Genomic DNA, 23,989 nt, shown 5'->3' on the forward strand with positions numbered 1-23,989 from the left:
GCAGTCTCTTTTTTAGTTTTAATTCAACATAGAAATCGATTGAAATCGTTGTTTAATAGATTATTTTATTTCAATGTGATCACCGTGTTTGATTTCACTTGTGAAGGATGCTTTTTCATTATTAAGCAGAATGGAAAATGATTTACCAGATAAGCTAGATAGCTCAATGTTCACAACTGAGAAAATATCTTGTAAAATAAACGGTTCCGTTTGTTGCAGGGCCGTTTTAAGTGTGTCCCCGTTTTCAAGCACATCGTCTAAAGAGAGCTTTTGTCCGTTTCGGATAAAGGATAACAAAGGTTTAGCTAATTGGACCTGATTTTGATTAAAGGAAACGGTTATTTGTTGCATGGCATCTAACTGATGAAGAGTGATCATCGTTTGAACGGTATAAATGCTACTTTCATTTGTTGGATAGTCAACATGAACCTTGTCATATTGCTGCAGTATTGATTGTAATGTTGCTGTTTTTCCATTTACGGTGATAGTAGGAATATGATTTGTAAAAGACATTTTTTTACCATCTAATTCAATTTCGAATGGGTGAAAGGCTTGTAATGAATGTCCAAATTGTTCTAGTAATTCTTGAACGGTCGTTACTTGTTCAATGACAATATGGTCACGATCGTTAACAGATGCTGCTAAGGATGCAAACTGACCATTTTGTTTAATCTTAGCTAATAGCTCCTGCTTTTCACCGTTTAAATGAACCACGACTGTCGGGTCTTCGCCTACTAATTCAGCAATCGTAATCGTTGCCTCTTTCCCATCTTGTCCTCTTTCAACAGTTAGACAATCATTCGGCTTTAAAGAATCATCTAAGCTGGCGCTCTCCCCATTTTTCAAAATACGAGGTGGTGTCCCATGTTCACCTGGTATTGAAATGAGTCGCCCTTGTATTGTCACCATTTTGGCTAATCCTGGCTTTCCATACAATTTTGCAATATCAATTCCAGCAGCAAGTAGTCCATCGCCAACTGTTAACGTTTTGACATCAAATAATCTTAATGTACGATCATTAATCGTCACACTTATGTACTCAATTGGGTTCTCTTTGGCTGCTATTGCAATGCCAATCGGTGTTACTAGGTCTGGTCCGTATGTTTGTTGATCATTCTTTTGCAATTGCTTTATCGCATCCGCACCACGTATAGCAACTCGATTCGCTGGTAACCCGAGAATTGAAGCGATGTACTCTGGGAGCTTCGGTGTTAAGCTCCCACCACCAACTAGCATGACTGCCTTTGGTGATCTTCCGTTAAGACGGAGGATTTCATCACTAATGGATTGAGCTAACTGACGGATCGCATCGTCAATTGGTGAGACGACTTCATCACGATTAAGAACGGTTTCCATTCCAAGAATATCTGTAATCGTTACAGCATCTTCAGTCGATAGTTCGCGTTTGACTCTTTCTGCGTCAGGAAAATCGAGTAAGAAGTGATCGCTAATCGCTTCAGTTATTTCGTCTCCTGCAACGGGAACCATACCGTAAGCAGTGACGGTATTTTCTTCTGTCAGTGCAATATCAGATGTACCTGCTCCAATGTCAACTAAAGCGACATTTAGTCGACGCATCGAATGAGGAATCAGCACATTAATGGCAGCAATTGGCTCCAACGTCAATGCTTCTAGCTCTAAATTCGTTCGAGACAAGGCGGCGAGAAGAGATTCAACAACCACTTTTGGCAGGAATGTTGCAATGACTTCCACTGAGGCTTCTGTACCTGTTTGATCCATTAGGCTTCCAATTGGTTCATCGTCAAGTAAATAGGCTAAAACGGAATAGCCGACACAATAATAATCAGTACTAGAATCTGTTCGTTCATTTGCAAGCTCATATTGTGCCTGTTGAACGGCACTTAATTCGAGGTGTAATAAATCATCGCGAGTCAGCATGGGCTTTGCGTCGATATTAATTGACACCTTTGCTCGAATTGTTTTTAATGAACGTCCTGCTGCTGCCACACAAACCTTCTTTAGTGGTCCGTGTTTTTCTTCTAATTTCTGTTTAATTATTTCAATCACTTTAGCGACAGAAGGAACATCATGAATTTGTCCATCAAGCATGGCGCGCTCGTCATGTTCTTTTGTATATGATTCTAGCAGTGAGAAAGTATCCTCTTCTTGTTGCAATAATAGTCCTACTACAGACCGTGTACCTATATCTAAGGCAAAAAGAGGAGAGTTTGTTTGATTTGTTGTCATGAAGATCCACACCTTCAACCGTATTTTGTCGATTATATCCTTATATTTTACTAGAGATTTCAAGAAAACGTAAGGAAAAAGATATAAATAGCACTTTAGCGCTTAAAAGCGTTTAATTAATAAAGAAAAAATTCGTGACATTCTTGTCGATTTCCGATATAATAACGTTAAATTCTTAAAAAGAAGCCAAAGATAAAGGGAGAGTGGAGTATAGTGAGTAACGAGAAAGTAGATTTGTTGAGATCAGAATTAGATGAGGTGAATCTGAAGCTTCTTGATTTAATTAATGAACGTGCACGCCTTGTACAAGAGGTTGGAAAAGTTAAAGGGACGCAAGGTGTCAATCGCTTCGACCCTGTGAGAGAACGCAGTATGCTTGATCATATTGCTGCCAATAATAATGGTCCATTTGAGACCTCAACATTGCAACATATTTTCAAACAAATTTTCAAAGCTAGCCTTGAGCTACAAGAAGAAGATAATAGTAAAGCATTACTAGTTTCTCGTAAAAAGCATCCAGAAAATACAATTGTAAACTTAAAAGGTGAGACAATTGGTGACGGGGAGCAACGTTTGATTATGGGACCTTGTGCAGTAGAAAGCTACGAGCAAGTGTACACCGTTGCTAAGGCATTAAAAGAGCGTGGCATTACGTTATTACGTGGAGGAGCTTTTAAGCCTCGGACATCTCCATATGATTTCCAAGGTCTTGGAGAAGAAGGATTGCAAATTTTAAGAAAAGTGGCTGATGAGCTAGGTATGGTTGTCATTAGCGAAATTATTAATCCAGCGCATGTGGAAATGGCGTTAGAGTATGTTGATGTTATTCAAGTAGGTGCAAGAAACGCCCAAAATTTTGAATTATTAAATGCGGTTGGTTCAGTTGATAAGGCTGTTTTACTTAAGAGAGGGTTATCCGGTACGATTTCAGAATTCATTCATGCAGCTGAATATGTTGTCTCAAAGGGAAATAGCCAAGTGATGCTGTGTGAGCGAGGTATCCGTACGTATGAAACGGCAACACGTAATACTCTTGATATTTCTGCAGTTCCAATCTTAAAGCAGGAGACTCATTTACCTGTATTAGTTGATGTAACGCATTCAACAGGTCGTCGTGATTTGTTACTTCCATGTGCGAAAGCGGCACTAGCGATTGGGGCAGACGCGGTTATGGCTGAAGTTCATCCAGATCCAGCTGTAGCTCTTTCTGATTCGGCACAACAAATGGACATTGACCAATTTAATACGTTTGTAAATGAATTACAAGCTTCTGGATTGTATAAGCGCTAATTGGATCATCTTAAATGCCAAAAGGGCACCGAAAAAAGTTTGATTTTCAACTTTTTCGGTGCCCTTTCAGCAATGTCCGAAACCGTTTCCTATTTTGAGAAGTTTGAAAGTGGGTTTCTCGTATCAAGTGAGTAACGAGTGAAGTCATTGCTAGTCAAATCAAAGGTACTGAAAAAGTTGATTGGTACTTTTCAGTGGTCTCGATATCGAGTCCTTTTTGGCATTGTATTCATTGTGTTGTCTTTCAATTTTTTTTGAAAGAACCGTTAATTTGTCCGTATGGAAGGATATACTATTGAAAAAAATGAAAATATAATGAAAATATTTTCATTCCTTGTCGATATAAGTAGTATAAGACATTGCGAACGTCTACTTAGTGTCGTATGATAACTATAATTAGGAATGAAAAATAAGGAGGATAACAGTGAACACGACTATTTATGACGTAGCAAGAGAAGCAGGAGTATCTATGGCAACCGTATCACGTGTTGTTAATGGTAATCCAAATGTAAAACCAACAACAAGAAAAAAGGTACTTGAGGCAATTGAGCGATTAGGATATCGTCCTAATGCTGTAGCGCGAGGTTTAGCGAGCAAGAAAACGACGACTGTTGGAGTCATCATCCCTGATATTTCAAGTATCTTCTTTGCTGAGTTAGCACGAGGTATTGAGGACATTGCAACGATGTATAAGTATAATATTATTCTATGTAATTCTGATCAAAATAAAGAAAAGGAAATTCATTTAATTAATACACTGCTTGAAAAACAAGTGGATGGAATTGTCTTTATGGGAAGTCAGATAACAGAAGATCATGTAACAGATTTTAAACGTTCACCTGTTCCAATTGTATTAGCTGCTACTTTCGATAAGGAATTGGAAGTGCCTTCCGTTAATGTTGACTATCAACAAGCTGCATTTGATGCCATTACTCATTTGATCGAAAATGGGCATAAGAATATTGGTATGGTAACAGGAACTCTAGATGACCCTGTTAATGGGTACCAAAAATTCATAGGCTACCGTAGGGCCATTGAAGAAGCTGGTTTAACATTTAATGAAAATTTAGTGAAAATTGGTGATTACACGTATGACTCTGGGATTGAGGCAATGAACCAATTCCTTGATTCTGGCGAAAAGCCAAGTGCTATTTTTGTAGCGACTGATGAAATGGCTTTGGGCGTTATTCATGGTGCTCAAGACCGTGGATTAAGCATTCCTGAAGATATTGAAGTAATTGGTTTTGACAACACAAGACTTGCAACAATGATTAGACCAACACTATCGACTGTTGTTCAACCTATTTATGATATAGGCGCAGTTTCTATGCGTTTATTGACGAAGTATATGAATAAAGAGGAAGTGAGTGAACATACGGTCGTATTACCTCATCGTATTGAGCTTAGACAATCAACAAAATCATAAGTAGATACGTTTAGAGAGATAGGGAGAGGAATATGAAGAAATTTGATCTGATGACAGTAATAGGAATCTTCTTGGGGATTTCTGTCCTATTACTAGCTATCTTTAATAATGCGGGTGCTGGAGGGGTTGTCTTTTTTATCCAGATTGCTTCCATACTAATTGTTGGTGGAGGTACAACAGCCGCAATTATTATTTCGTTCTCATTACAAGAACTCAAAGTTATACCAAAAGTATTAAAGGAGTCATTTCATTCACACAATCATGATTTAAATGATTTAATTGATACATTTGTTGATCTTTCAGGTAAGGCACGGCGTGAGGGGTTGTTATCTCTTGAGGCAAGTGCTGATGAAGTAGAAGATCCATTTATTCGTAAAGGTGTGTTACTAGCTGTCGATGGAATTGAACCAGATGTTATTAAAGACATTATGATGGCTGAAGTAGTTGCAATGGAAGAACGTCATAGAAAAGGACGAGCTCTTTTAGAAAAAGCGGGAGATTTCGCACCTACATGGGGGATGATTGGAACCGTGATTGGTCTTGTCCTCATGCTACAAAACTTAGATGACCCTTCAACATTAGGACCTAATATGGCAGTTGCTTTGTTAACGACTTTGTATGGAATTGTACTTGCTAATTTAGTGTTTATTCCAATGGCAAATAAGCTAAATAATAAAACCGATGAAGAAGTATTTGTTAAGCAAATTATTATTGAAGGTGTTATTGGAGTACAATCAGGACAAAATCCTAAGATCTTAAAAGAAAAGCTCAGTGCTTTTATTAGTGAAAAAGATAAAAAAGAAGAAACAGGAGAAGAAAATGTTGAATCGTAGGCGAAAAAAGGAGGAAAAAGGCGCTCCGAAATGGATGGTTACTTTTTCTGATTTGATGACGTTGATTCTCGTCTTTTTTATTCTATTATTTTCAATGTCCGTTGTCGATGCGCAAAAATTTCGAGCGATTGCTGAATCATTTCAACAGCGTCAAATTTTTGATTTCATGCCATCCGCCATTGAATTTCAAGATCCGAATGAAATAAGAGACCACGAGTTAAGAGATGCTGATGTAGATATGGAATCTGACGAGCAAGGTACTGATGACCCTCAAGAACAAGATGATGTTCCAAACGAGGCACAGATGGACGAGCTGTTAGAGGAGGTCAATGAATTTCTTAATGAAAATGATTTAAATGATTTAATATCAGCAACAAGAGATGATCGTGGTGTCGTATTAGTTTTGCAAGAACGCTCGTTATTTGAATCAGGTGAAGCGGAGTTGTTAGATGAGGCTCAGCTTATCTTAAATAAAGTAGGAACATTATTAGAAGCTATTCCTAATATCGTGAAAGTTGAAGGGCATACAGATAGTAGACCGATTTCAACCTTTCGTTATCCATCTAACTGGGAGCTATCTGGTGCAAGATCAAGTAGTGTGATTCGTTATTTAATTGATGAGTATGATTTAGAACCGAATCGCTTCATATCTACTGGATATGGTGATACTCGTCCAGTAGTTGATAATACGTCGGCAGAAAATATGAGTCAGAATCGGCGTGTTGTTATTGTCATCTCAGATCCGTCTTACGATGATGGCTATACGTATTAAATTGATAGAGATGTCCTATGAGGTTAATAAAGAACTCATAGGACATCTTGCGTAAGGAGACGATTTAAAATGAAAATTGCAATTATAGGGGCAATGGCAGAAGAAATCACAGCTTTAAAGGAAGAAATGACGATACATCAATCAACAGAGGTTGCTCTCATTCAATTTTATGAAGGAAAAATGTCTACAAAGGATATAGTCCTTTGTCAATCGGGTGTCGGCAAAGTCAATGCGGCTTTAACGACACAAGTTCTAATTGACCATTTCCAAGTAACGCATATTCTCTTTACAGGAGTAGCGGGGGCTGTTGAAGAACAATTAGAGGTTGGCGATATTATTATTTCAACGAGTGCGATGCAACACGACATTGACGCAAGCCCATTAGGCTTTAAACGAGGTGAGATTCCAATGTTTCCTATATCATCCGACTTTAAAGCAAACACTGAGCTTATCAAGCTAGCGGAAGAGAGCTCTACAGCAAGTGTTCATCGTAAAGTACTAAAGGGACGTGTCGTCAGTGGCGATCAGTTCATTGCAAATGCGGAATTGGTTAGAGATTTAAGAGATACGTTTAATGCAGTATGCGTCGAAATGGAAGGTTCGGCAGTAGCTCAAGTGGCGACATTAAATAACATTCCATTTGTTATCATTCGTTCGATTTCTGATAAAGCTAATGGTGAAGCTTCTATGAGTTTTACAGAATTCACTGAACTAGCGAGTGAGCAATCTCGTTTAATTGTTTCAAATATGATTAAGAACATGTCATGATCTCTATTCGTTAATAGGGACTCAAAAAAGTGAAGTGGTCTAAGTCCACTGAAAAGCTTGGTTTTAAAGAGCACTGAAAAAGTACAAGTCAACTTTTTCAGTGCTCTTTAATTTGCCTAGCAATGGCTTTTTAAAATAGGGACCGGTTTCGTCCATTGCTTTAAGGATACTGAAAAAGAAAACCAATATTTTCAATTCTCTAGTATTATGAATATTTCTTATTTTTTTCTCTTGTTTTCATTTCGAATATGATATAGTGCTTGGTCGAGTATGGTTGAATTTTTTTCTGTTATAATTGCTCGACGTGGTATGTCTGGAAACGTGTCCGGATTGTCTATCCATGAACGGAGTAGAGGCGTTTTTGACTGCTGCTTCCAACGTTCAATCCACTTCTCTGGTAATTCTTCTGGTAAATTGTCCAATTGGTTCGTCATTGCTAACCAAATGTATGACCAAGCTCGTGGTACAACATTCCAAATGTCATAACCTCCACCTCCTACAGCAATCCACCTACCGTTGCAAAACTGATGAGCTAACTCGTGTGCAATTTGTGGAATTCTTTTATAAGTTTTCATAGAAGAGCAAAGGTGGGTGAGTGGATCTAGAAAGTGGGCATCGGCTCCATTTTGAGTGAGTATGACATCAGGCTTAAAAAAATCGATTACTTCTCTAAAGGCTGTTTCGTATAATGTTAAAAAAGATTCATCTTCCGTAAAGGCATCAATAGGTACATTAATGGAGAAGCCGTATCCTTGACCACTTCCTTTTTCATGGACTTGACCTGTTCCTGGGAATAAGTATCTACCTGTTTCATGTATGCTTAGTGTACATACATCAGGATCATCATAAAAGGTCCATTGAACACCATCACCATGGTGAGCGTCTGTATCTACATAGAGCACACGTGCCTTGTAGTGTTTACGCATATATTCAATCGCAATGGAGCTATCATTATAAATGCAAAAGCCCGATGCCCTCCCTCTAAAGCCATGATGGAGGCCACCACCTAAATGTAAGGCATGTTGTGCTCTTCCTTCCATTACTTCATCAACAGCTTGTAACGTTCCTCCGACGATTAAGGCTGCAGCGTTATGCATGTCAGGAAAAATGGGAGTATCCTCCGTTCCTAAACCGAACGGTTCTGCCATTTTTAATTCCCCTTTACTCGCTTTTTTAACAGCTTCGATATAATCCTCCTGATGAATCAAAGCAATCTCCTCATCTGAGGCTATTCGAGGTGGAATGACATCGTTCGAGTCTATGGCATCCAGGTGTTGCAATAAATCAAATGTTGATTCAAGGCGAATATGATTGAAAGGATGATTCTTATTAAAACGATAACCGAGCTGTTTATTTGAATAAATATAAATACTATCCTTTTTCATCAAGCTCACTCTGGTCCTTTTGGCCAAATGACATGGTAGCCACTTTTCTCAATTTCTCTAATAATACGCCTTGGATCAATCGTTTGTACTCGAAATGCTAATACCTTGAATTGAGGATCAGGATAAGGATAGACGAGTACACTAGTAATAGGAACTTTCCTCTCTTTAAAAATGCTAGCGATATCAGCTAGCTTCCCTGTAATATTCTCCACTTTTACTTCAATGTGTGAACTAGGCTGATGGGCTCCCATTAATTGAACTAGTGTATGGAGGATATCAGTTTCTGTAATAATGCCTACTAGTTGATTATCTTGAACGATTGGTAGACAGCCGATGTGATGCTCATAGAATAAGATAGACGCTTCAGCTACAAAATCGAGAGGATGTGCGGTAATGACATTACGCGCCATGATAGAAGAGAGAGGTTTTAGGAAATCTTCCAAATGATCAGTTGAATGGAAAATGGAAGGGCTAGCATCTCGTATATCTCGATCAGAGATAATTCCAACAAGCTGATTGGATTTATTTACAATCGGTATATGTCTAATTTGTCTTAACTCAATTGTTTGCATAGCGTCTTTTATCGTAGCATCTTCTTCTAGCGTAATGACGTTTTCTTTCATTATTTGATTAATTAACATTGAAAACAACCTTTCTATCTCAATTCGTACACGGTTAGACGACTTAGTACATAAAGCGATTCTGAAAGCGAATCTGATCAAATTGTTGCATCGACTCTTGGCTGACACGGTTACCAATTCTGGCCATTAAGCAGTTCGCTGGATGTGAACAGATTTCAGGATCGTCCGTTGCATACCATATGAGGCCACCGGCGTTCATCATCTTCTCCATCATATTTCGATATTCCCATACATCAAGTCCACTACCTTTTAAATCCCAATGCCAATAATATTCAGTTGTTATAATAATATAATCTTCCATAGCTTCATCTTTCATTGAAAACTGTAGTAAATGCTTACCAAGCTTAGCACCTCGGTATTTTGGAGCTATTTCAATCGCTCCAAGCTCAATTAAGTTCTCCATTTGCCCTTCTGACCAGCGTTCAAGGGGATCTGGATAAACAAAAGTGACATAGCCGATGATCATTTGATTATCACAAATGACATTAATTCGTCCTTCAGGAAGCTCGGCAATTTCAATTAGTGCTTCTTTTTGCTCTAATGGTGGGCGAAAGGATGTTAAATCTTCATGGAAATCTAACTCCTTTAATCGGTTGGGTGATATTGGTCCTTCAATTAGTACTTCGTCTCCATGGAAGGGGAGATTCATAGAAAAGTAGGTTTTAAAATGCTGCATGTTTGTAACCACCTTATTAAAAACGAGTAAACAACGATATTTTGAGAAAAGAATTTCAGGAATATTTTCTCATAAGAAGTCAAGGTTTACAGTTTGAATTTGAATACGTTTTCAGTTACTATTATAATGTAAATTGAAAACTTATCAATAGAGGGGAAGATGTGTGATGAAAATGCAAGCGCTTCCGTCTGAAAAAGGAACATTTAATCTTACAAACTATGAGGGTACTAACCAATCATTTAATTGGAAAGATGCTGAAGAAACATTTAGTTGGGCTGAAACAGGACTTGTTAATATGGCTTATGAAGCGATTGATCGCCATGTTGATAATGGAAAGGCTGATCAAATAGCTCTTTATTACAGTGATGCAAAAAGAGATGAATCATACACGTTTATACAATTAAAGGAACAGTCAAACAAGGCTGCAAATGTATTGAAAAGTGTTGGAGTGGAAAAGGGCGATCGTGTGTTTATTTTTATGCCACGTTCCCCAGAGCTCTATTTTGCCTTTCTAGGTACACTAAAGGTCGGGGCAATTGTTGGACCGCTTTTTGAAGCCTTTATGGAAGGCGCAGTAAGAGATCGCTTGGAGGACAGTGAAGCTAAAGTGTTAGTCACAACCCCTGCTTTATTAGAGCGTGTGCCAGTAGCAGATCTTCCTCATCTCGAAACGGTTTTTATTGTCGATGATGAGTTTACTGAGCAGGATTCTTATTTGGATTTCAAAAAACGATTAAATGAAGCTAGCTCAGAGTTCGATATTGAATGGGTAGATCGTGAAGATGGGCTTATTTTGCATTATACATCTGGGTCAACAGGAAAGCCTAAAGGTGTCCTACATGTACATAATGCAATGATTCAGCACTATCAAACAGCAAAATGGGTATTAGATCTAAAAGAGGATGATATATATTGGTGTACAGCAGATCCTGGATGGGTGACAGGAACGTCCTATGGGATTTTTGGTCCTTGGTTAGCAGGAGCAACGAATGTTATACGTGGTGGTCGGTTTAGTCCACAAGATTGGTATGAAACGTTAGAACGGTATCAAGTTACGGTATGGTATAGTGCGCCAACCGCGTTTCGGATGTTAATGAGTGCTGGAGATCAAATAGTGAAGAAGTATAACTTATCTTCATTAAGGCATATTTTGAGTGTCGGTGAGCCATTAAATCCAGAAGTAATTAAATGGGGAAAGAATGTTTTCAATTTACGAATTCACGATACATGGTGGATGACTGAGACGGGAGCACAAATGATTTGTAACTATCCATCGATGGAAATTCGACCAGGTTCAATGGGTAAGCCAATTCCAGGTGTTGAAGCAGCCATTATTGATGACCAAGGTAATGTATTACCTCCAAATCGTATGGGGAATTTAGCATTAAAAGTCGGCTGGCCGTCCATGATGAGAGCGGTATGGAATAATAAGCCGAAGTATGATAGTTATTTTCGGTTAGAAGGCTGGTATGTTTCAGGAGATTCAGCTTATATGGATGAGGATGGTTATTTTTGGTTCCAAGGCCGTATAGATGATGTCATTATGACGGCTGGTGAACGTGTTGGCCCATTTGAAGTAGAAAGTAAGCTTGTTGAGCATCCAGCAGTCGCTGAAGCAGGTGTCATTGGTAAGCCGGATCCCGTTAGAGGAGAAATCATTAAGGCATTTATTGCTTTACGTGATGGGTATGAGGTAACAGCGGAGCTGGAGGAAGAAATCCGTTTATTCGTGAAGAAAGGATTAGCAGCCCATGCTGCACCTCGTGAAATTGAATTCAGAGCAAAATTACCGAAGACGAGAAGTGGTAAAATCATGCGACGTGTTTTAAAAGCATGGGAACTAGACTTGCCAACCGGTGATTTATCGACAATGGAAGATTAATCATAATGACGAAAAGAGGTAGGACATAACTAGCGTCTAATAGTGGAAAAGGTGAATCAAAGTAGCTCAAATTCACCTTTTCCTATTTTACGTGTAATTCTTCTATTCTCTTAGTTGTTGGCAGTGTTTTATATTCACTGCCATTAACGCGAAGCTTTCGTTTTCGGTGGGTGCCTTCTTTTACTTTTGTACATGATGAACGGAATGGGCACCCTGAACAATCTTCGCATTCATAGATTGAAGCTTCTTCGGAAATCTGTTCGATCAGTACGGACTTAATGATTTTGAAATTCAAGTCGTTTCTGATTAGGGAATGTATAGATATCTATTTCTCCACTAAATAAATCCCCTACCAGGGAGTGGGTTCGAAGCGCTAGATTGTGGCAAATCTCTAGAAAAACATACTAAGATTAGTGGGTAAGGTCATCGACGGGTGATCTTACCCACTATTTCTTTTTTAAGTTATAGTGAGGAGTGAAAGAAAGCCCGGCCAAAGTCTCAGGGATTACGAATCCGAATAAAAAACAGGGCTTCTTCACTTTCATTTTTGAATCAGGTTTAAGTATGTTGGGGCCATAGAGCTCGTGTATAGGAAATTAGAATCGGAATGAATAAGTGAAGAACTTTCAAAGCCTTAGAAAAGAGGGGAAAATATGGAGTTTATCATGGCCTTAGATGTTTCAATGGGGAAAAGCTATGCCGTTATTTATCAAGATCAAATATGTCTTTACGAGGGAGAGATCGCTCATAATCAATATGGGTTTCAACAGTTACTTGATAAGATTCAATGCCTTACTGGGAAGATGATGGTCGTTTTCGAATCAACAGGAATTTACTCCAAACCAGTCGAAGCTTTCTGCCAAAAGAATAAGTTGCCTTATTGTCTATTGAATCCTTTGGCAGCTAAAAAACAACTTGAACAAGGAACGCTCAGAAGTTGGAAAACGGATAAACACGATGCGCACGTATTAGCGCAATCTCATCACCTTCACAAGAGAGAAGAAAAAGTACATCAATCTGACGTCTATCAAACCCTTCGAGATCTCTCACGCTTTTATCAAGAAATAGAAGAGGAGATCAAGCGTATGCGCATGTACTTACACAACGCCCTCCAGCTGAGTTTTCCAGAGCTTGAACAGTTTTTCTCAAGCAGACTCACACCGTATGCATTGGCGCTCATTGAGCTGTTTCCTCATCCAGCTCTCGTTCTCAGCTCTAGCATAACGAAAATTAAAAACCTATTAGTTAACCACACAACTAAGAACATATCACAGGCTCGCGCGAAACAAAAAGCTGTAGACATTATGAACTACGCACAATCCTCTTACCCAGCCGTGTCTCAAACTAGCGTTCATACTCAAAAGGTACAGTATTATGCACGACAGCTCCTTCACCTATTAGAGGAAAAAGAACGAATTTCTAGAGAAATGATTACCGAAGCAAAAAAACTTCCTGAATTCGACCTACTTATTAGCTTTCCTGGAATTGGAGAAATCAGTGCCGCTCTAGTTATTGGGGAACTAGGTGACCTATCTCGTTTTTCGAATCATAAAAAAGTTAATGCATTTATTGGCATTGATATTCGAAGATATCAATCAGGTAAATACACTGGACAAGACCACATCAATAAACGAGGAAACCCTAAAGGAAGAAAAATCTTATATTTTATTATCCGAAACATGATTCGACAACAAAAAGCAGCTCCAAATCATATTGTCGATTATTATTACAAATTAAAAAAGCAACCTACCCCCAAGAAGGACAAGGTTGCCGTGGTCGCTTGTATGAACAAGCTCATAAAATGTATTTATTCCATGGTTAGGAACAATACAAAGTACGATTACTCGTACGCGGTCTCTATGGACCAATAATACATATTATACCACGAATATCCTCAGTTTAAAAATTCGAATTACTGAGGTTTTTTTCCTATGCACTAAATCGTAATAGAAGAAAAATCCTCCACTGATAAATTAGTACTTGACTAATCGTAGGAATGAGGCTGGGACAAAAGTGGTTTATCTAAAAGAAAAGCCGAACAATGATAGATGGTGGACGTAAACCGCTCCTGAAATATACTTCGCTTTCCGCGGGAAGCCGGTGAGCCTCCTCGTGCTTCGCACTGCGGGGTCTCACCCTTGGCTTTTCATCCCGCAGGAGTCTACGTATATTTCATCCGCTACGTTCATCTTTTGTTCGGGTTTCCAGATAGACACTTTAGTTATGTCCCAGCCTCTTTACTTTTAAACGAGGTAATTTCGAATGCGAATGTCAAAAGATTTAATCTTCATCTTCATCATTGTCATTTCGATTATTGTTTCCTCTGTTTCCGTTATTGGAATTGTTGTTGCTATTGGCGTTAGCATTTCCATTTTGCCGTTCATTAGAGGAGTTGTTGCTCTCTTCCTCCTCCTGCTCCTCTTCCTCGTCTTCTTCCTCTTCAATGATTTCTGGAACATAGTCTTCGCCTTCAGCAATTGATGAACGTGCTGACTCGCGTCCAGCTGTATCAATCGCTGTAACATAGTAGGAATTTGAATTTCCGCTAATTGAATAAGAGGTTGTTTCATTCCCCACTACATTGGCTATAGGTTCAAAGTCTGTTGTTCCGTTTGCTGCACGGTATACACGGTAGCCGATAATGTCATTATCTGAGTGAACAGACCATCGTAATTCGTCACCGTTAATTCGTAAGTTTTCTACATCTCGAGGAACACGCCCGTTATTTGGTGCCTCATCATCTCGTACAATATTTCTCATAGAGTCAGGTAAATATTGTCCGATATTGTCAATATCCCAAAAGCTTTCAGAAAGTTTTATTCCTTCTTCTGTAAATTCTGATGGTGTTGAATCTAATGCGATATAATTTTTGCCGCTAATGGTGACATAACGTGTGCTTTCAAGGCTACCATCTTCTTCAGAAGGGAGAAATTTCGAGTTGAATAAATCTGTCGTCACATATCCTGCTTCTTGGCATGCTGTAGAAGGAAGCATACCTGTTAAGCTACAAATGGAACGACTCACAATACCACTTGGCGCTTCAAACCGGTTGCTAGGCGCTAGTAAATCAGGGTCAACTGAATAAGCTGCATTAGCTAAATTTGCCCATATTTGTTGTGTTTTAGGTCCAGAACGTCCTTCGATAACATGTTGCTCATCATATCCGACCCAAACACTCATAGTGACATTTGGATTAGTGGCAACAAACCAAGAATCTCGGTCCTCACCAGAAGTACCTGTCTTCCCTGCCCAGTCGGCTGAAAACGATAGTCGACTTGGTAAGGATGAAGCGGTACCGACTCCACGTAATACGTCTCTCATCATATCAATCATCAAATAAGAGGTTTGCGGTGTGAAGACGTCTCTTGTTTCCGTTTCATGTTCATAGATCAACTCTCCATCGGCGGTTTCAATTCGCTCGATCATATAAGACTCCACATACGTTCCTCCATTTGCAAACGTGGCGTAGGCATTTGTATTTTGCTCTACGGTTACATCATTCGTGCCGAGTGTAGATGATTCGTAAGGTGCATCTGCTGGTAATACGAAACCTAAGTCAAGTAATGCTTGTCGCTTTTGTTCAAAAGGCACCATTCGATAAGCTCGAACGGCTGGCACGTTTCGTGATCGTGCCACCGATTCCCTTACAGAGAGAAGACCTAAATGCTGACGGTCAAAGTTACGTATTTCTTGACCATCTGGGTATTGATCTCTCGTGTCAGGAATCACAATTCCTGGTTGAACAGCACCAATTTCAAGAGCCGGTGCATACGCCACTAATGGTTTCATTGTAGAGGCGTTCGGTCTATATGCTTGTGTTGCACGGTTATAATGATCGTCACTACCTTCTGTACGACCACCGACAAACCCTTTTATCGCTCCTGTACTGTTTTCAAGTAAGACAGCCCCGACTTGCTCAGGCTTACCTTCTTTATTTGGACCAAATAGATGATCATCTTGAATCGATTCTTGCATCGATAAATAAATATCTTTGTCAACGGTTGTATGAATGCGGTAACCATTTCCTCGAAGGTCCCGCGACACCATTTCTTGGTAACGCTGTCTCATTTCAAGCTGTTCTTCCTGATCTAATTCTGATAGATCAACGCCATCTTCTTCCATCTGCTGCTTGGATAAAACATCAATCGCTCTTCGGAGTACTTCATACGTCAAGTAAGGGTACTCTTCAATAGGTGAAGGTGTAAAATCAGCGAAGTTCTCTTCTAAATCATATGCTAATGCTTCAGCACGTTCTTCTTCCGTAATATATCCAGCTTCGTACATTCTAGACAGGACCGTACTCATTCTGTTTATACTAGGATCAATGCTATCCTTTATCGACCCATCATTGCGAAACGGTGTATAGCCAAACGGACTTTGTGGTAAACCAGCAATATATGCAGCTTGAGGAATTGATAATTCCGAAGCATCGACACCAAAAATACCTTGAGCTGCTGCTTGAATACCTGCGATTTGTCGACCAGAAGCGTTACGACCAAACGGAACGATATTTAAATAGGCTTCTAAAATTTCGTCCTTCTCCAAGTAATTCTCCAAGCGCATAGCAAATAAAATTTCGGATGCTTTACGGTCAAAGGATACTTCATTCGTTAATATTTGATTTTTGATTAATTGCTGTGTAAGCGTACTTCCTCCTGTTTGTAGGGAGGAGTTGGCGACTTCTTGAAACATCGCACGCATGATCGCTTTTGGGACAATGCCTTCGTGTTCATAGAAGTATTCATCTTCTGTTGCGATAATAGCTTGAATGACATGTTCAGAAACATCTTCTAAGCTAACCTCATGTCTTTCAATATCTGAAGGTAATTCACCTAAATAGACATCGTTAGCAAAGAAAACTTGACTCGTTTCGTCATAGTCATAGACGGCTGTTCGCATTTCATCTTCAGATAGAAGAGGTTCGTCTTTTACAAGTGAGACGAAATAACCAGCAGCAGCTCCACCAGCAAAAAAGATCATCATGCATATTAAGACAAGAAAAATAAGAAATAAATTCCAAAAGACTTGATACGTAATTCCGATTGTTCGAAATAACGTTCTTTGATGTAGGACCTTGGAGAAACCTCTTATCTTTTCTAAGAAAGTCGAGTTTTCCTTTTCCATGTTTGTTTACCTCCTAAATTCATGATATATTATAGCACAAGCCGTCGAGTGACGATATGAAATGTTTGATTTTGTCTCATTCATCTTGACATACATGTGAAGAATATGATAAAAATGGATCATTCAAATAAATAGTGATGATAGCGTTGAACGGTCTTAGTAATCCAAACTTCCCTGGAGATAGAGAGCTGATGGTTGGTGGGAATCAGTACAAAAGTCTTGGATGAATTACAGCCTGGAGCTTTCTTTGTGAACAAAGAACGGTTTTTGCCGTTATGAAAATGAAGTGGCTATACATTGGCAAAAGTGTAGCAACAAGGGTGGTAACGCGAGGATCTCGTCCCTTTTTAAGGGGTTGGGATCTTTTTTTTGTGTCAAAATATTTAAAGGAGCTGATTACATGGAAAAGGAAGTTATATTGACTGCAGAACAGAAGACTGAAGTAGAGCGACAATTAGCTTATTTACAGCGTGGAGTTGTTGAGATTGTTCCAGAAGAAGATTTTCGCAAAAAAATTGAAAAGTCGGTTACAACAGGTAAACCGTTGAAAATTAAGCTCGGTATGGATCCATCTGCACCAGATGTCCATATTGGGCACACTGTCGTTTTACATAAATTACGTCAGTTTCAAGAACTCGGTCATGAGATTCAAATGTTAATTGGCGATTTCACTGGGCGAATCGGTGACCCAACGGGGAAGTCAGAAACGAGAAAGCAATTAACAGATGAAGAAGTGAAGAGAAATGCCGAAACATATGTGGAACAGTACGGTAAAATTTTAGATATGGATAAGGCTAAGCTTTACTACAATTCTGAATGGCTAAAGCCACTCACTTTTGAGGATGTTGTTCGATTAGCAGGTAATATGACGGTAGCAAGAATGCTTGAACGAGATGATTTTGAAAAACGGTATAAGTCAGGTCAAGCCATTTCCGTACACGAATTTTTCTACCCCCTCATGCAAGGGTATGATTCGGTAGCGTTAGAGTCAGATATAGAGGTAGGGGGAACAGACCAGAAGTTTAACCTATTAATGGGGCGGCATTTACAGGATGCATACGGAAAAGAAAAGCAAGTGGCTCTTACGTTGCCATTAATTGAAGGATTAGATGGTGAACGGAAAATGTCCAAGTCATTAGGAAATTATATTGGAATTGATGAAAGTCCGAATGAAATGTTTGGAAAGTCGATGTCCATTCCAGATGAACTAATGGTTAAGTACTACAAGCTTGCGACTGATCTTCCTATGGAAGAAATTGAATCATTAGAAAAAGGGTTAGAGAACGGTTCTACTCATCCACGAGATGCGAAGATGAACCTTGGGGCTAAGCTTGTTGAAATGTATCATGGCAACGAAGCTGCACAGCAAGCAAAGGAGTACTTCCAAACGGTCTTCCAAAAGCGTTCATTGCCGACTGATATTCCAGAAGTGAAGTGGGAAGGCGAATCCCCGATTTGGATTGTTGAGTTATTAGTTGAACTGAAGATGATGCCATCTAAAGGTGAAGCTAGACGAATGATTCAAAATGGTGGTGTGAAGATTAACGAGGAAAAGGTTAGCGATGTCCAGCTACAAGTAGAGCTTGAGGACGGACTTGTCATTCAAGTTGGGAAGAGGAAGTTTGTTAAAATCATAAAGTAATGAGAGAACAAGCGCTTGAAGGAATCTATATCCTTCAAGCGTTTTTATACAGAATAAGCATTATAACATTCGTGGAAGGAATTGCAGGGAAAACTTAGAGAATATTGGCAAGATCTAAGGTTGGCTTCGCACAATGTATTAAGAAAAGATCGGTATCGTGTTTTTCTTATGCTAATCGGAACCTCATTCCGTTAAGTGGATAAAATAAGCCGATTTGAGTTCGAAGTGGAACGTCATTCCGCTAATACGCCAAAATAACAGCAAAGCGAAGCGCAAATGGTTATAAAGCGGAATGAGGTTCCGGACGGACCGTAAAAAAGCTCTTAATGGTTCGAATAGCGGAATGAGGTTCCATCAAAATGGAAGAAATTGAATTCATTGGAGAGGCGTATTCAGTGCAGTAGGCTCAGCACAACTCAATGGAGAAAAGATCGATTCCGCGGTATCCACTGAAAAAGCCGTTTATTTAGTGGCTTTGATTTGATCGCAATGGCTTCACTTTTGCTAGCCTAATAGGAAAAATCGAATCATATCAAGCTTTTTTAAAAAAATAACGGTTCGCTCATTGGTCAAAGGGCGTTGAAAAGTATAAAACCAACCTTTTTCAGTGCCCTACTACCGCGATCTTTCTTACGTAAATGCTGAGATTCCTCTTTCCGAAAATTCATGAATCATTTCTGCCATCTCCTTCGGTGGTTGGTCCATCCCATTTTTCAGCCATTGCTGGATAACTCTAATACTTCCATTGACCATGAACAGACTAATATATTCTGCAATGTGAGAGGGGATGTTATTATATGTTACCCATTGATCAATTGCACAGTCTTGAGCAATATGTATGACTTCATTTTGAAACGAGGGACTACCGTGTTCACTGAATAACGTTTGGCAGCTATTACTATGCTCAGCGATATATTCTAACAGTTTGATTGTAACCGCTAATGAATCTTCTTCTTTTGTATATGTGTAACTTGTTAATGTTCCCTTAATATCTTGAATAATCTCTTCTTCTAATTGCTTAAGGAGGTCATAAAGATCTGTGTAGTGAGCATAGAAGGTAGAACGGTTTATGTCCGCCATCTGACAAATTTCTTTCACAGAAATCATGTTGATTGGCTTGTCTTGTAATAATTCAATGAGACTATTCTTTAATACCATACGTGTGTATTGCTTTCTGCGATCTAGCTTTTCACTCATTTTTTATCTCCTCTTTCTTTATGCACAACAAGTAAATGCTTACATGTTGGATATTGAACGTCTTTTAATAAACTGTATGTTGATTAATCAACACAGTGTTATTATAATTTGGTGGTGAGGTTAAATCAAGGGGGAATCAGCTTGGATCGAATAGCAGACCTGATTATTACATATCGAAAACGAATCGTTACGAGTTTTCTTATCATTACGCTCATTTGTGCGATTGCGCAATTTTTTGTAGCTGTCAATTACAATATGGCTGATTACTTACCTGAAGATGCACCATCAACAACGGCAATAGACATAATGAATGAAGAGTTTGATGGAGCAGTACCGAATGCCCGTGTGTTAATAAATGACGTAACGATTCAAGAAGCATTAGTATATAAAGACCATTTAGAAGAAATCAACGGAGTTTCAGATGTTATGTGGTTAGATGATGTCATTGATTTGAAAATACCGATTGAAATCATCGATGAGGATGTCGTTGAATCTTATTATTTGAACGAACGTGCTCTTATGACCCTTCGTATTCAAGAAGGAGAAGAGGTAAGAATTACGAACGAGATTTACGAATTAATCGGAGAAGAGAATGCGATGGAAGGGGAAGCGGTAGACACAGCTGTTTCTCAGCAAATGGCAGGGTCTGAATCGTTATACGCAGCACTATTATTAGTCCCTATTATTATTCTGATCCTCGTCGTTTCAACGAATTCATGGATAGAGCCTGTCTTCTTTCTTACGGCTATAGGCGTATCTGTTTTGATTAATTTAGGTACGAATCTATTCATCGGAGAGGTTTCATTTATTACACAATCTGTTAGTCCAATCTTACAGCTTGCTGTTTCATTAGATTATGCGATCTTTCTGCTCCATCGATTCTCTGATTATCGTGAACGCAACTACGAACCAGTAGAAGCGATGAAGCTCGCGATCAAAAAGGCGTTTCCAGCTATTTCGGCGAGTGCGGCAACGACCTTCTTTGGTTTTATCGCTTTAACATTTATGAGCTTTGAAATTGGAGCTGATCTTGGCTTTAATTTGGTGAAAGGAATTGCGCTTAGCTTCATTAGTGTGATGGTGTTTTTACCAGCTCTCACTTTATGTTTCTATAAGTGGATTGATCGCACACAGCATAAGCCTTTAATTCGTCCATTTCGCAATATTGGATCAGGTGTTATGAAAGCACGATTTCCGGTTCTTATTCTTGTTCTTCTAATAATGGTCCCGGCATTTTTAGCACAAAATAATACGGTTTTCACATATGGATTAGGGGAACAGCCTGAATCGACTAGAGCAGGAAATGATTCACGTGAAATAAAAGAAGCATTTGGTGAATTAACACAGATGGTCTTGCTCGTTCCAAGTCACGAGCTGGTAAGAGAAGTGGAGCTCATTCAAGAGTTAGATGAGATACATGAAATCAAAAGTGTCATCTCTTATTCTGAAGCTGTTAGCTCAGTTATTCCACCAGAATATTTGGATGAATCGATAACTGATGAATTCTTTTCAGAAAATTATAGTCGAATGATTATTAATAAAGAAACGGCTGCGGAAGGTGATCTTGCCTTTTCAATAGTAGAAGAAGTACAAGAGAAGGCAGAACAGTATTACGGTGAGGATGTACTTGTTTTGGGGGAAAGTGTGACGTTATATGATATGAAACAGATCACCTCAAAAGATAACATGATAGTTAATCTCTTGACGGTATTGGCGATTGCTACTGTGTTGCTCGTTACATTCCGATCGATTTCATTTCCGGTTGTCCTGATCTTAACGATTCAAGCAGCCGTTTGGATTAACTTGTCTGTCCCTTATTTTTCGAATATGACATTAGATTATTTAGGCTATCTAATTGTTAGTACCGTTCAATTAGCTGCTACAGTTGATTATGCGATTTTGTTAACAGAAGGTTACAAAGAGAATCGCAAACAGCATTCAGCTCTGGAAGCTATTAAGAAAACATTAAATGAAAAAACGTTCTCGATTTCCATTTCAGCAGCGATTTTATCAAGTGTTGGGTTTATTTTATGGATGACGTCTTCTAATCCGATCGTTGGTTCAATTGGATTGTTACTAGGGCGTGGAGCTTTATTAGCGTTTCTACTAGTTGTGTTCTTTTTACCGGCTGTTTTAGTCATATTTGATAAGCTCATAGATAAAACAACGTGGAGAGCAAATTTTATGAAGGAGAATGAATAATGAGACGAAAGCGATGGGTAGCGATTTTGTTAGTAGCTATACTGATGTTGTTTCCTTTCCTTGGCTATGCAAATATAGGCGAGGAAGAACAATCTGCCCCTTCTACTAGTGACCATGATAGTGAAGCTGGCGTGAGTAATGGAAAAGACGAGGTTATTTATGCCAATTTAAATGCTACAGGTATGCTGGAGAATATGTATGTGGTTAATATTTTTGATGTGGTAGAGGGTGGGATCATTTATGATTACGGGACTTATGAACGTGTCAAGAATTTAACTGACCTAGCAGACCTTTCCTTTGATGCTGATAAGGTTGAATTCACAGCAGACGAAGGTGCCTTTTATTATCAAGGGTATCTACAAGATAAACCACTACCATGGAATGTGACAGTTTCTTATTGGTTAAATGGGGAATCTGTTACAGCTGATCAGCTTGCAGGGGTAGAGGGAGAGCTAAGTATTGAAATTGAAACATCAGCGAATGAACAGGTTGATTCGCTTTTTTATGAAAATTATTTGTTGCAAATAACCATTACGTTTGACTCTGACTTAGCAAAGGTCACTGAAGCGGAAGGAGCAACAGTAGCGAATGCTGGGAAGAATCAGCAATTAACGTTTACGGTTATGCCAGAGCAAGATGCTGATTTAACGGTGGCAGCGGATGTGATCGATTTTGAAATGGATGGCATTGAAATAGCTGCGATTCCACCATCGATGGCGATCGATGTTCCCGATAATGAACTAACAGATGAAATGAGAACATTGACGGATGCGATTGAAGAATTAAATAATGGTGTCGCTGATCTAAGAACTGGTGCAAGTGAGCTACATGAAGGGACAACTAGCTTAGAAGAAGGTTCTTCTCAATTTCATGGTGGTATAAATGAAGTGTCAGAAGCATCTGATGATTTGCTAGAGGCATCAGTGACGATTCATTCGTCGCTTCAACAAATAAGTCGTGCACTAAATAACCCTTCCTTCGATAGCGATTTAGATGGATTGACTGAGCTATCTGAAGGATTAAAGCAAATTGGAAAAGGATTAGATGAAGGTGCAGAAGGATTGACGCAATTACATGATAATTATCAACGGATTCTGGCGACTTTAGATGAAGCGATTAGTGAGATACCGGATCATGCTATTTCCGAGGATGATATTGCTAAGCTCTATGCGAGCGGAGCCGATGTGGGGGTTGTGAATAAGTTAGTTGAAAGCTATTCTGCTTCATTAACGGTTAAAGGCACATACAATGCTGTTAACGAAGGATTACGTGCAGTGGACGACAACCTTCCATTGATGTCTAGTTCATTAACGGAGATGGCTGTCGCGTTGACCACTATTTCAAATGGGCTGTCTAGCTCACTCTCCGATTTTGAGCAATTGGAAGCATTAGATGAATTAGTGACGGGACTTGATGAAATGGCAAGTCAGTATGGCGAGTTCCATAATGGACTCGTAAGCTATATGGATGGAATTGGCGAGCTTGCTCATTCCTACAGTGATCTGCATGAAGGGATAGGTGAGCTAGCTGACGGAACAGCAGAGTTTGAAAGTGGGGTTCGTGAGCTTGAAGAGGGAACAGAAGAGCTACATGAAGCGACAAGTGACCTCCCTGAACAAATGGAAGATGAAATCAATGAAATGATTGCCGGATATGACAAATCAGACTTAGACGTTGTCTCTTTCGTCTCAGAACAAAATGAACATGTCGACTCTGTCCAATTTATCATGCAAACAGCGGCTATTTCTTTAGAAGAAGAGGAACTAGTTGAAGAAGAAGAGCAGCAGGAGGAAGGGTTTTGGAGTAGATTAATTAGCTTATTTGTATCATAATGTCTTTACTGATGATGAGGTGGAGGAAAAGCGAAGATGAACGTAGAAGATCAATAAAAATGAGAATGAGCCTCCTGTTCTGGTCGTGTCCTCACCTTCCACGGGTGACTT

General features: G+C 39.2%; 17 protein-coding genes and 1 other annotated feature. Of the genes, 10 read left to right on the forward strand and 7 right to left on the reverse strand.

Going from position 1 to position 23,989, the window contains the following annotated elements; translation table 11 throughout:
- Nucleotides 1-60: 60 nt before the first annotated feature.
- A complete protein-coding gene (locus MW695_RS07885) occupies nt 61-2,208 on the reverse strand; it encodes a cell division protein FtsA (protein WP_247104671.1) in 2,148 nt (715 codons plus the stop codon).
- A 213-nt stretch (nt 2,209-2,421) separates the two neighbouring features.
- Here MW695_RS07885 and MW695_RS07890 point away from each other — a divergent pair, with 213 nt between their 5' ends.
- The 5 genes from MW695_RS07890 to MW695_RS07910 all read left to right on the forward strand — a co-directional run bounded on the left by MW695_RS07890 (nt 2,422) and on the right by MW695_RS07910 (nt 7,297).
- Complete coding sequence (locus MW695_RS07890; RefSeq protein ID WP_247104673.1) at nt 2,422-3,498, forward strand: bifunctional 3-deoxy-7-phosphoheptulonate synthase/chorismate mutase; 1,077 nt, start codon at nt 2,422-2,424, stop codon at nt 3,496-3,498.
- Between the two features lie 424 nt (nt 3,499-3,922).
- Nucleotides 3,923-4,924 (forward strand): catabolite control protein A, encoded by a 1,002-nt coding sequence (ccpA, locus tag MW695_RS07895; protein ID WP_247104675.1) that lies wholly within the window; start codon nt 3,923-3,925, stop codon nt 4,922-4,924.
- A gap of 32 nt (nt 4,925-4,956) precedes the next feature.
- Nucleotides 4,957-5,757, forward strand: coding sequence for a flagellar motor protein MotP (gene motP, locus MW695_RS07900; RefSeq protein WP_247104676.1), 801 nt, complete (start codon nt 4,957-4,959; stop codon nt 5,755-5,757).
- The gene (gene motS / locus MW695_RS07905; protein WP_373647384.1) at nt 5,744-6,529 is read left to right on the forward strand and encodes a flagellar motor protein MotS; all 786 of its coding nucleotides are present in this window, start codon (nt 5,744-5,746) and stop codon (nt 6,527-6,529) included. The genes motP and motS overlap by 14 nt, the downstream gene beginning before the upstream one ends.
- Nucleotides 6,530-6,598: 69 nt before the next feature.
- Nucleotides 6,599-7,297, forward strand: coding sequence for a 5'-methylthioadenosine/adenosylhomocysteine nucleosidase (locus tag MW695_RS07910; RefSeq protein ID WP_247104678.1), 699 nt, complete (start codon nt 6,599-6,601; stop codon nt 7,295-7,297).
- Between the two features lie 218 nt (nt 7,298-7,515).
- On the opposite strand, the gene MW695_RS07915 is transcribed toward MW695_RS07910, so the two are convergent.
- The 3 genes from MW695_RS07915 to MW695_RS07925 are packed head-to-tail and all read right to left on the reverse strand — an operon-like array spanning nt 7,516 to nt 9,999.
- Nucleotides 7,516-8,682, reverse strand: a complete 1,167-nt coding sequence (locus tag MW695_RS07915; RefSeq protein ID WP_247104679.1) for an acetoin utilization protein AcuC — start codon at nt 8,680-8,682, stop codon at nt 7,516-7,518.
- A gap of 5 nt (nt 8,683-8,687) precedes the next feature.
- Complete coding sequence (locus MW695_RS07920; protein WP_247104680.1) at nt 8,688-9,323, reverse strand: acetoin utilization AcuB family protein; 636 nt, start codon at nt 9,321-9,323, stop codon at nt 8,688-8,690.
- Between the two features lie 43 nt (nt 9,324-9,366).
- Nucleotides 9,367-9,999: a GNAT family N-acetyltransferase gene (locus MW695_RS07925; protein ID WP_247104681.1), complete on the reverse strand. Its 633-nt coding sequence runs from the start codon at nt 9,997-9,999 to the stop codon at nt 9,367-9,369.
- A 166-nt stretch (nt 10,000-10,165) separates the two neighbouring features.
- Between MW695_RS07925 and acsA the strand changes: the two genes are divergently transcribed.
- Nucleotides 10,166-11,881 (forward strand): acetate--CoA ligase, encoded by a 1,716-nt coding sequence (acsA, locus tag MW695_RS07930; protein ID WP_247104682.1) that lies wholly within the window; start codon nt 10,166-10,168, stop codon nt 11,879-11,881.
- An 82-nt stretch (nt 11,882-11,963) separates the two neighbouring features.
- Here the strand turns inward: acsA and MW695_RS07935 are convergent, their stop codons facing one another.
- Nucleotides 11,964-12,176: a transposase gene (locus tag MW695_RS07935; protein ID WP_247104684.1), complete on the reverse strand. Its 213-nt coding sequence runs from the start codon at nt 12,174-12,176 to the stop codon at nt 11,964-11,966.
- A gap of 358 nt (nt 12,177-12,534) precedes the next feature.
- Between MW695_RS07935 and MW695_RS07940 the strand changes: the two genes are divergently transcribed.
- Complete coding sequence (locus MW695_RS07940) at nt 12,535-13,752, forward strand: IS110 family RNA-guided transposase (protein ID WP_247104685.1); 1,218 nt, start codon at nt 12,535-12,537, stop codon at nt 13,750-13,752.
- A gap of 409 nt (nt 13,753-14,161) precedes the next feature.
- Here the strand turns inward: MW695_RS07940 and MW695_RS07945 are convergent, their stop codons facing one another.
- Nucleotides 14,162-17,005: a transglycosylase domain-containing protein gene (locus tag MW695_RS07945; protein ID WP_247104686.1), complete on the reverse strand. Its 2,844-nt coding sequence runs from the start codon at nt 17,003-17,005 to the stop codon at nt 14,162-14,164.
- A gap of 137 nt (nt 17,006-17,142) precedes the next feature.
- Nucleotides 17,143-17,353 (forward strand) — a binding site (T-box leader).
- A gap of 52 nt (nt 17,354-17,405) precedes the next feature.
- On the opposite strand from MW695_RS07945, the gene tyrS reads away from it, so the two are divergent.
- Nucleotides 17,406-18,647: a tyrosine--tRNA ligase gene (tyrS, locus tag MW695_RS07950; protein ID WP_247104687.1), complete on the forward strand. Its 1,242-nt coding sequence runs from the start codon at nt 17,406-17,408 to the stop codon at nt 18,645-18,647.
- A 630-nt stretch (nt 18,648-19,277) separates the two neighbouring features.
- Here tyrS and MW695_RS07955 read toward each other — a convergent pair.
- Entirely contained in the window at nt 19,278-19,844 is a 567-nt protein-coding gene (locus tag MW695_RS07955) for a TetR/AcrR family transcriptional regulator (RefSeq protein WP_247104688.1), read from the reverse strand.
- Nucleotides 19,845-19,985: 141 nt separating this feature from the next.
- On the opposite strand from MW695_RS07955, the gene MW695_RS07960 reads away from it, so the two are divergent.
- Nucleotides 19,986-22,046: an efflux RND transporter permease subunit gene (locus tag MW695_RS07960; protein ID WP_247104689.1), complete on the forward strand. Its 2,061-nt coding sequence runs from the start codon at nt 19,986-19,988 to the stop codon at nt 22,044-22,046.
- Nucleotides 22,046-23,878 (forward strand): coiled-coil domain-containing protein, encoded by a 1,833-nt coding sequence (locus tag MW695_RS07965; protein ID WP_247104691.1) that lies wholly within the window; start codon nt 22,046-22,048, stop codon nt 23,876-23,878. Before MW695_RS07960 ends, MW695_RS07965 begins: the two co-directional genes overlap by 1 nt.
- Nucleotides 23,879-23,989: the final 111 nt, after the last annotated feature.

The sequence above is a fragment of the Halalkalibacter sp. APA_J-10(15) genome, from assembly GCF_023017105.1.
Classification (GTDB): domain Bacteria; phylum Bacillota; class Bacilli; order Bacillales; family Bacillaceae_D; genus Halalkalibacter.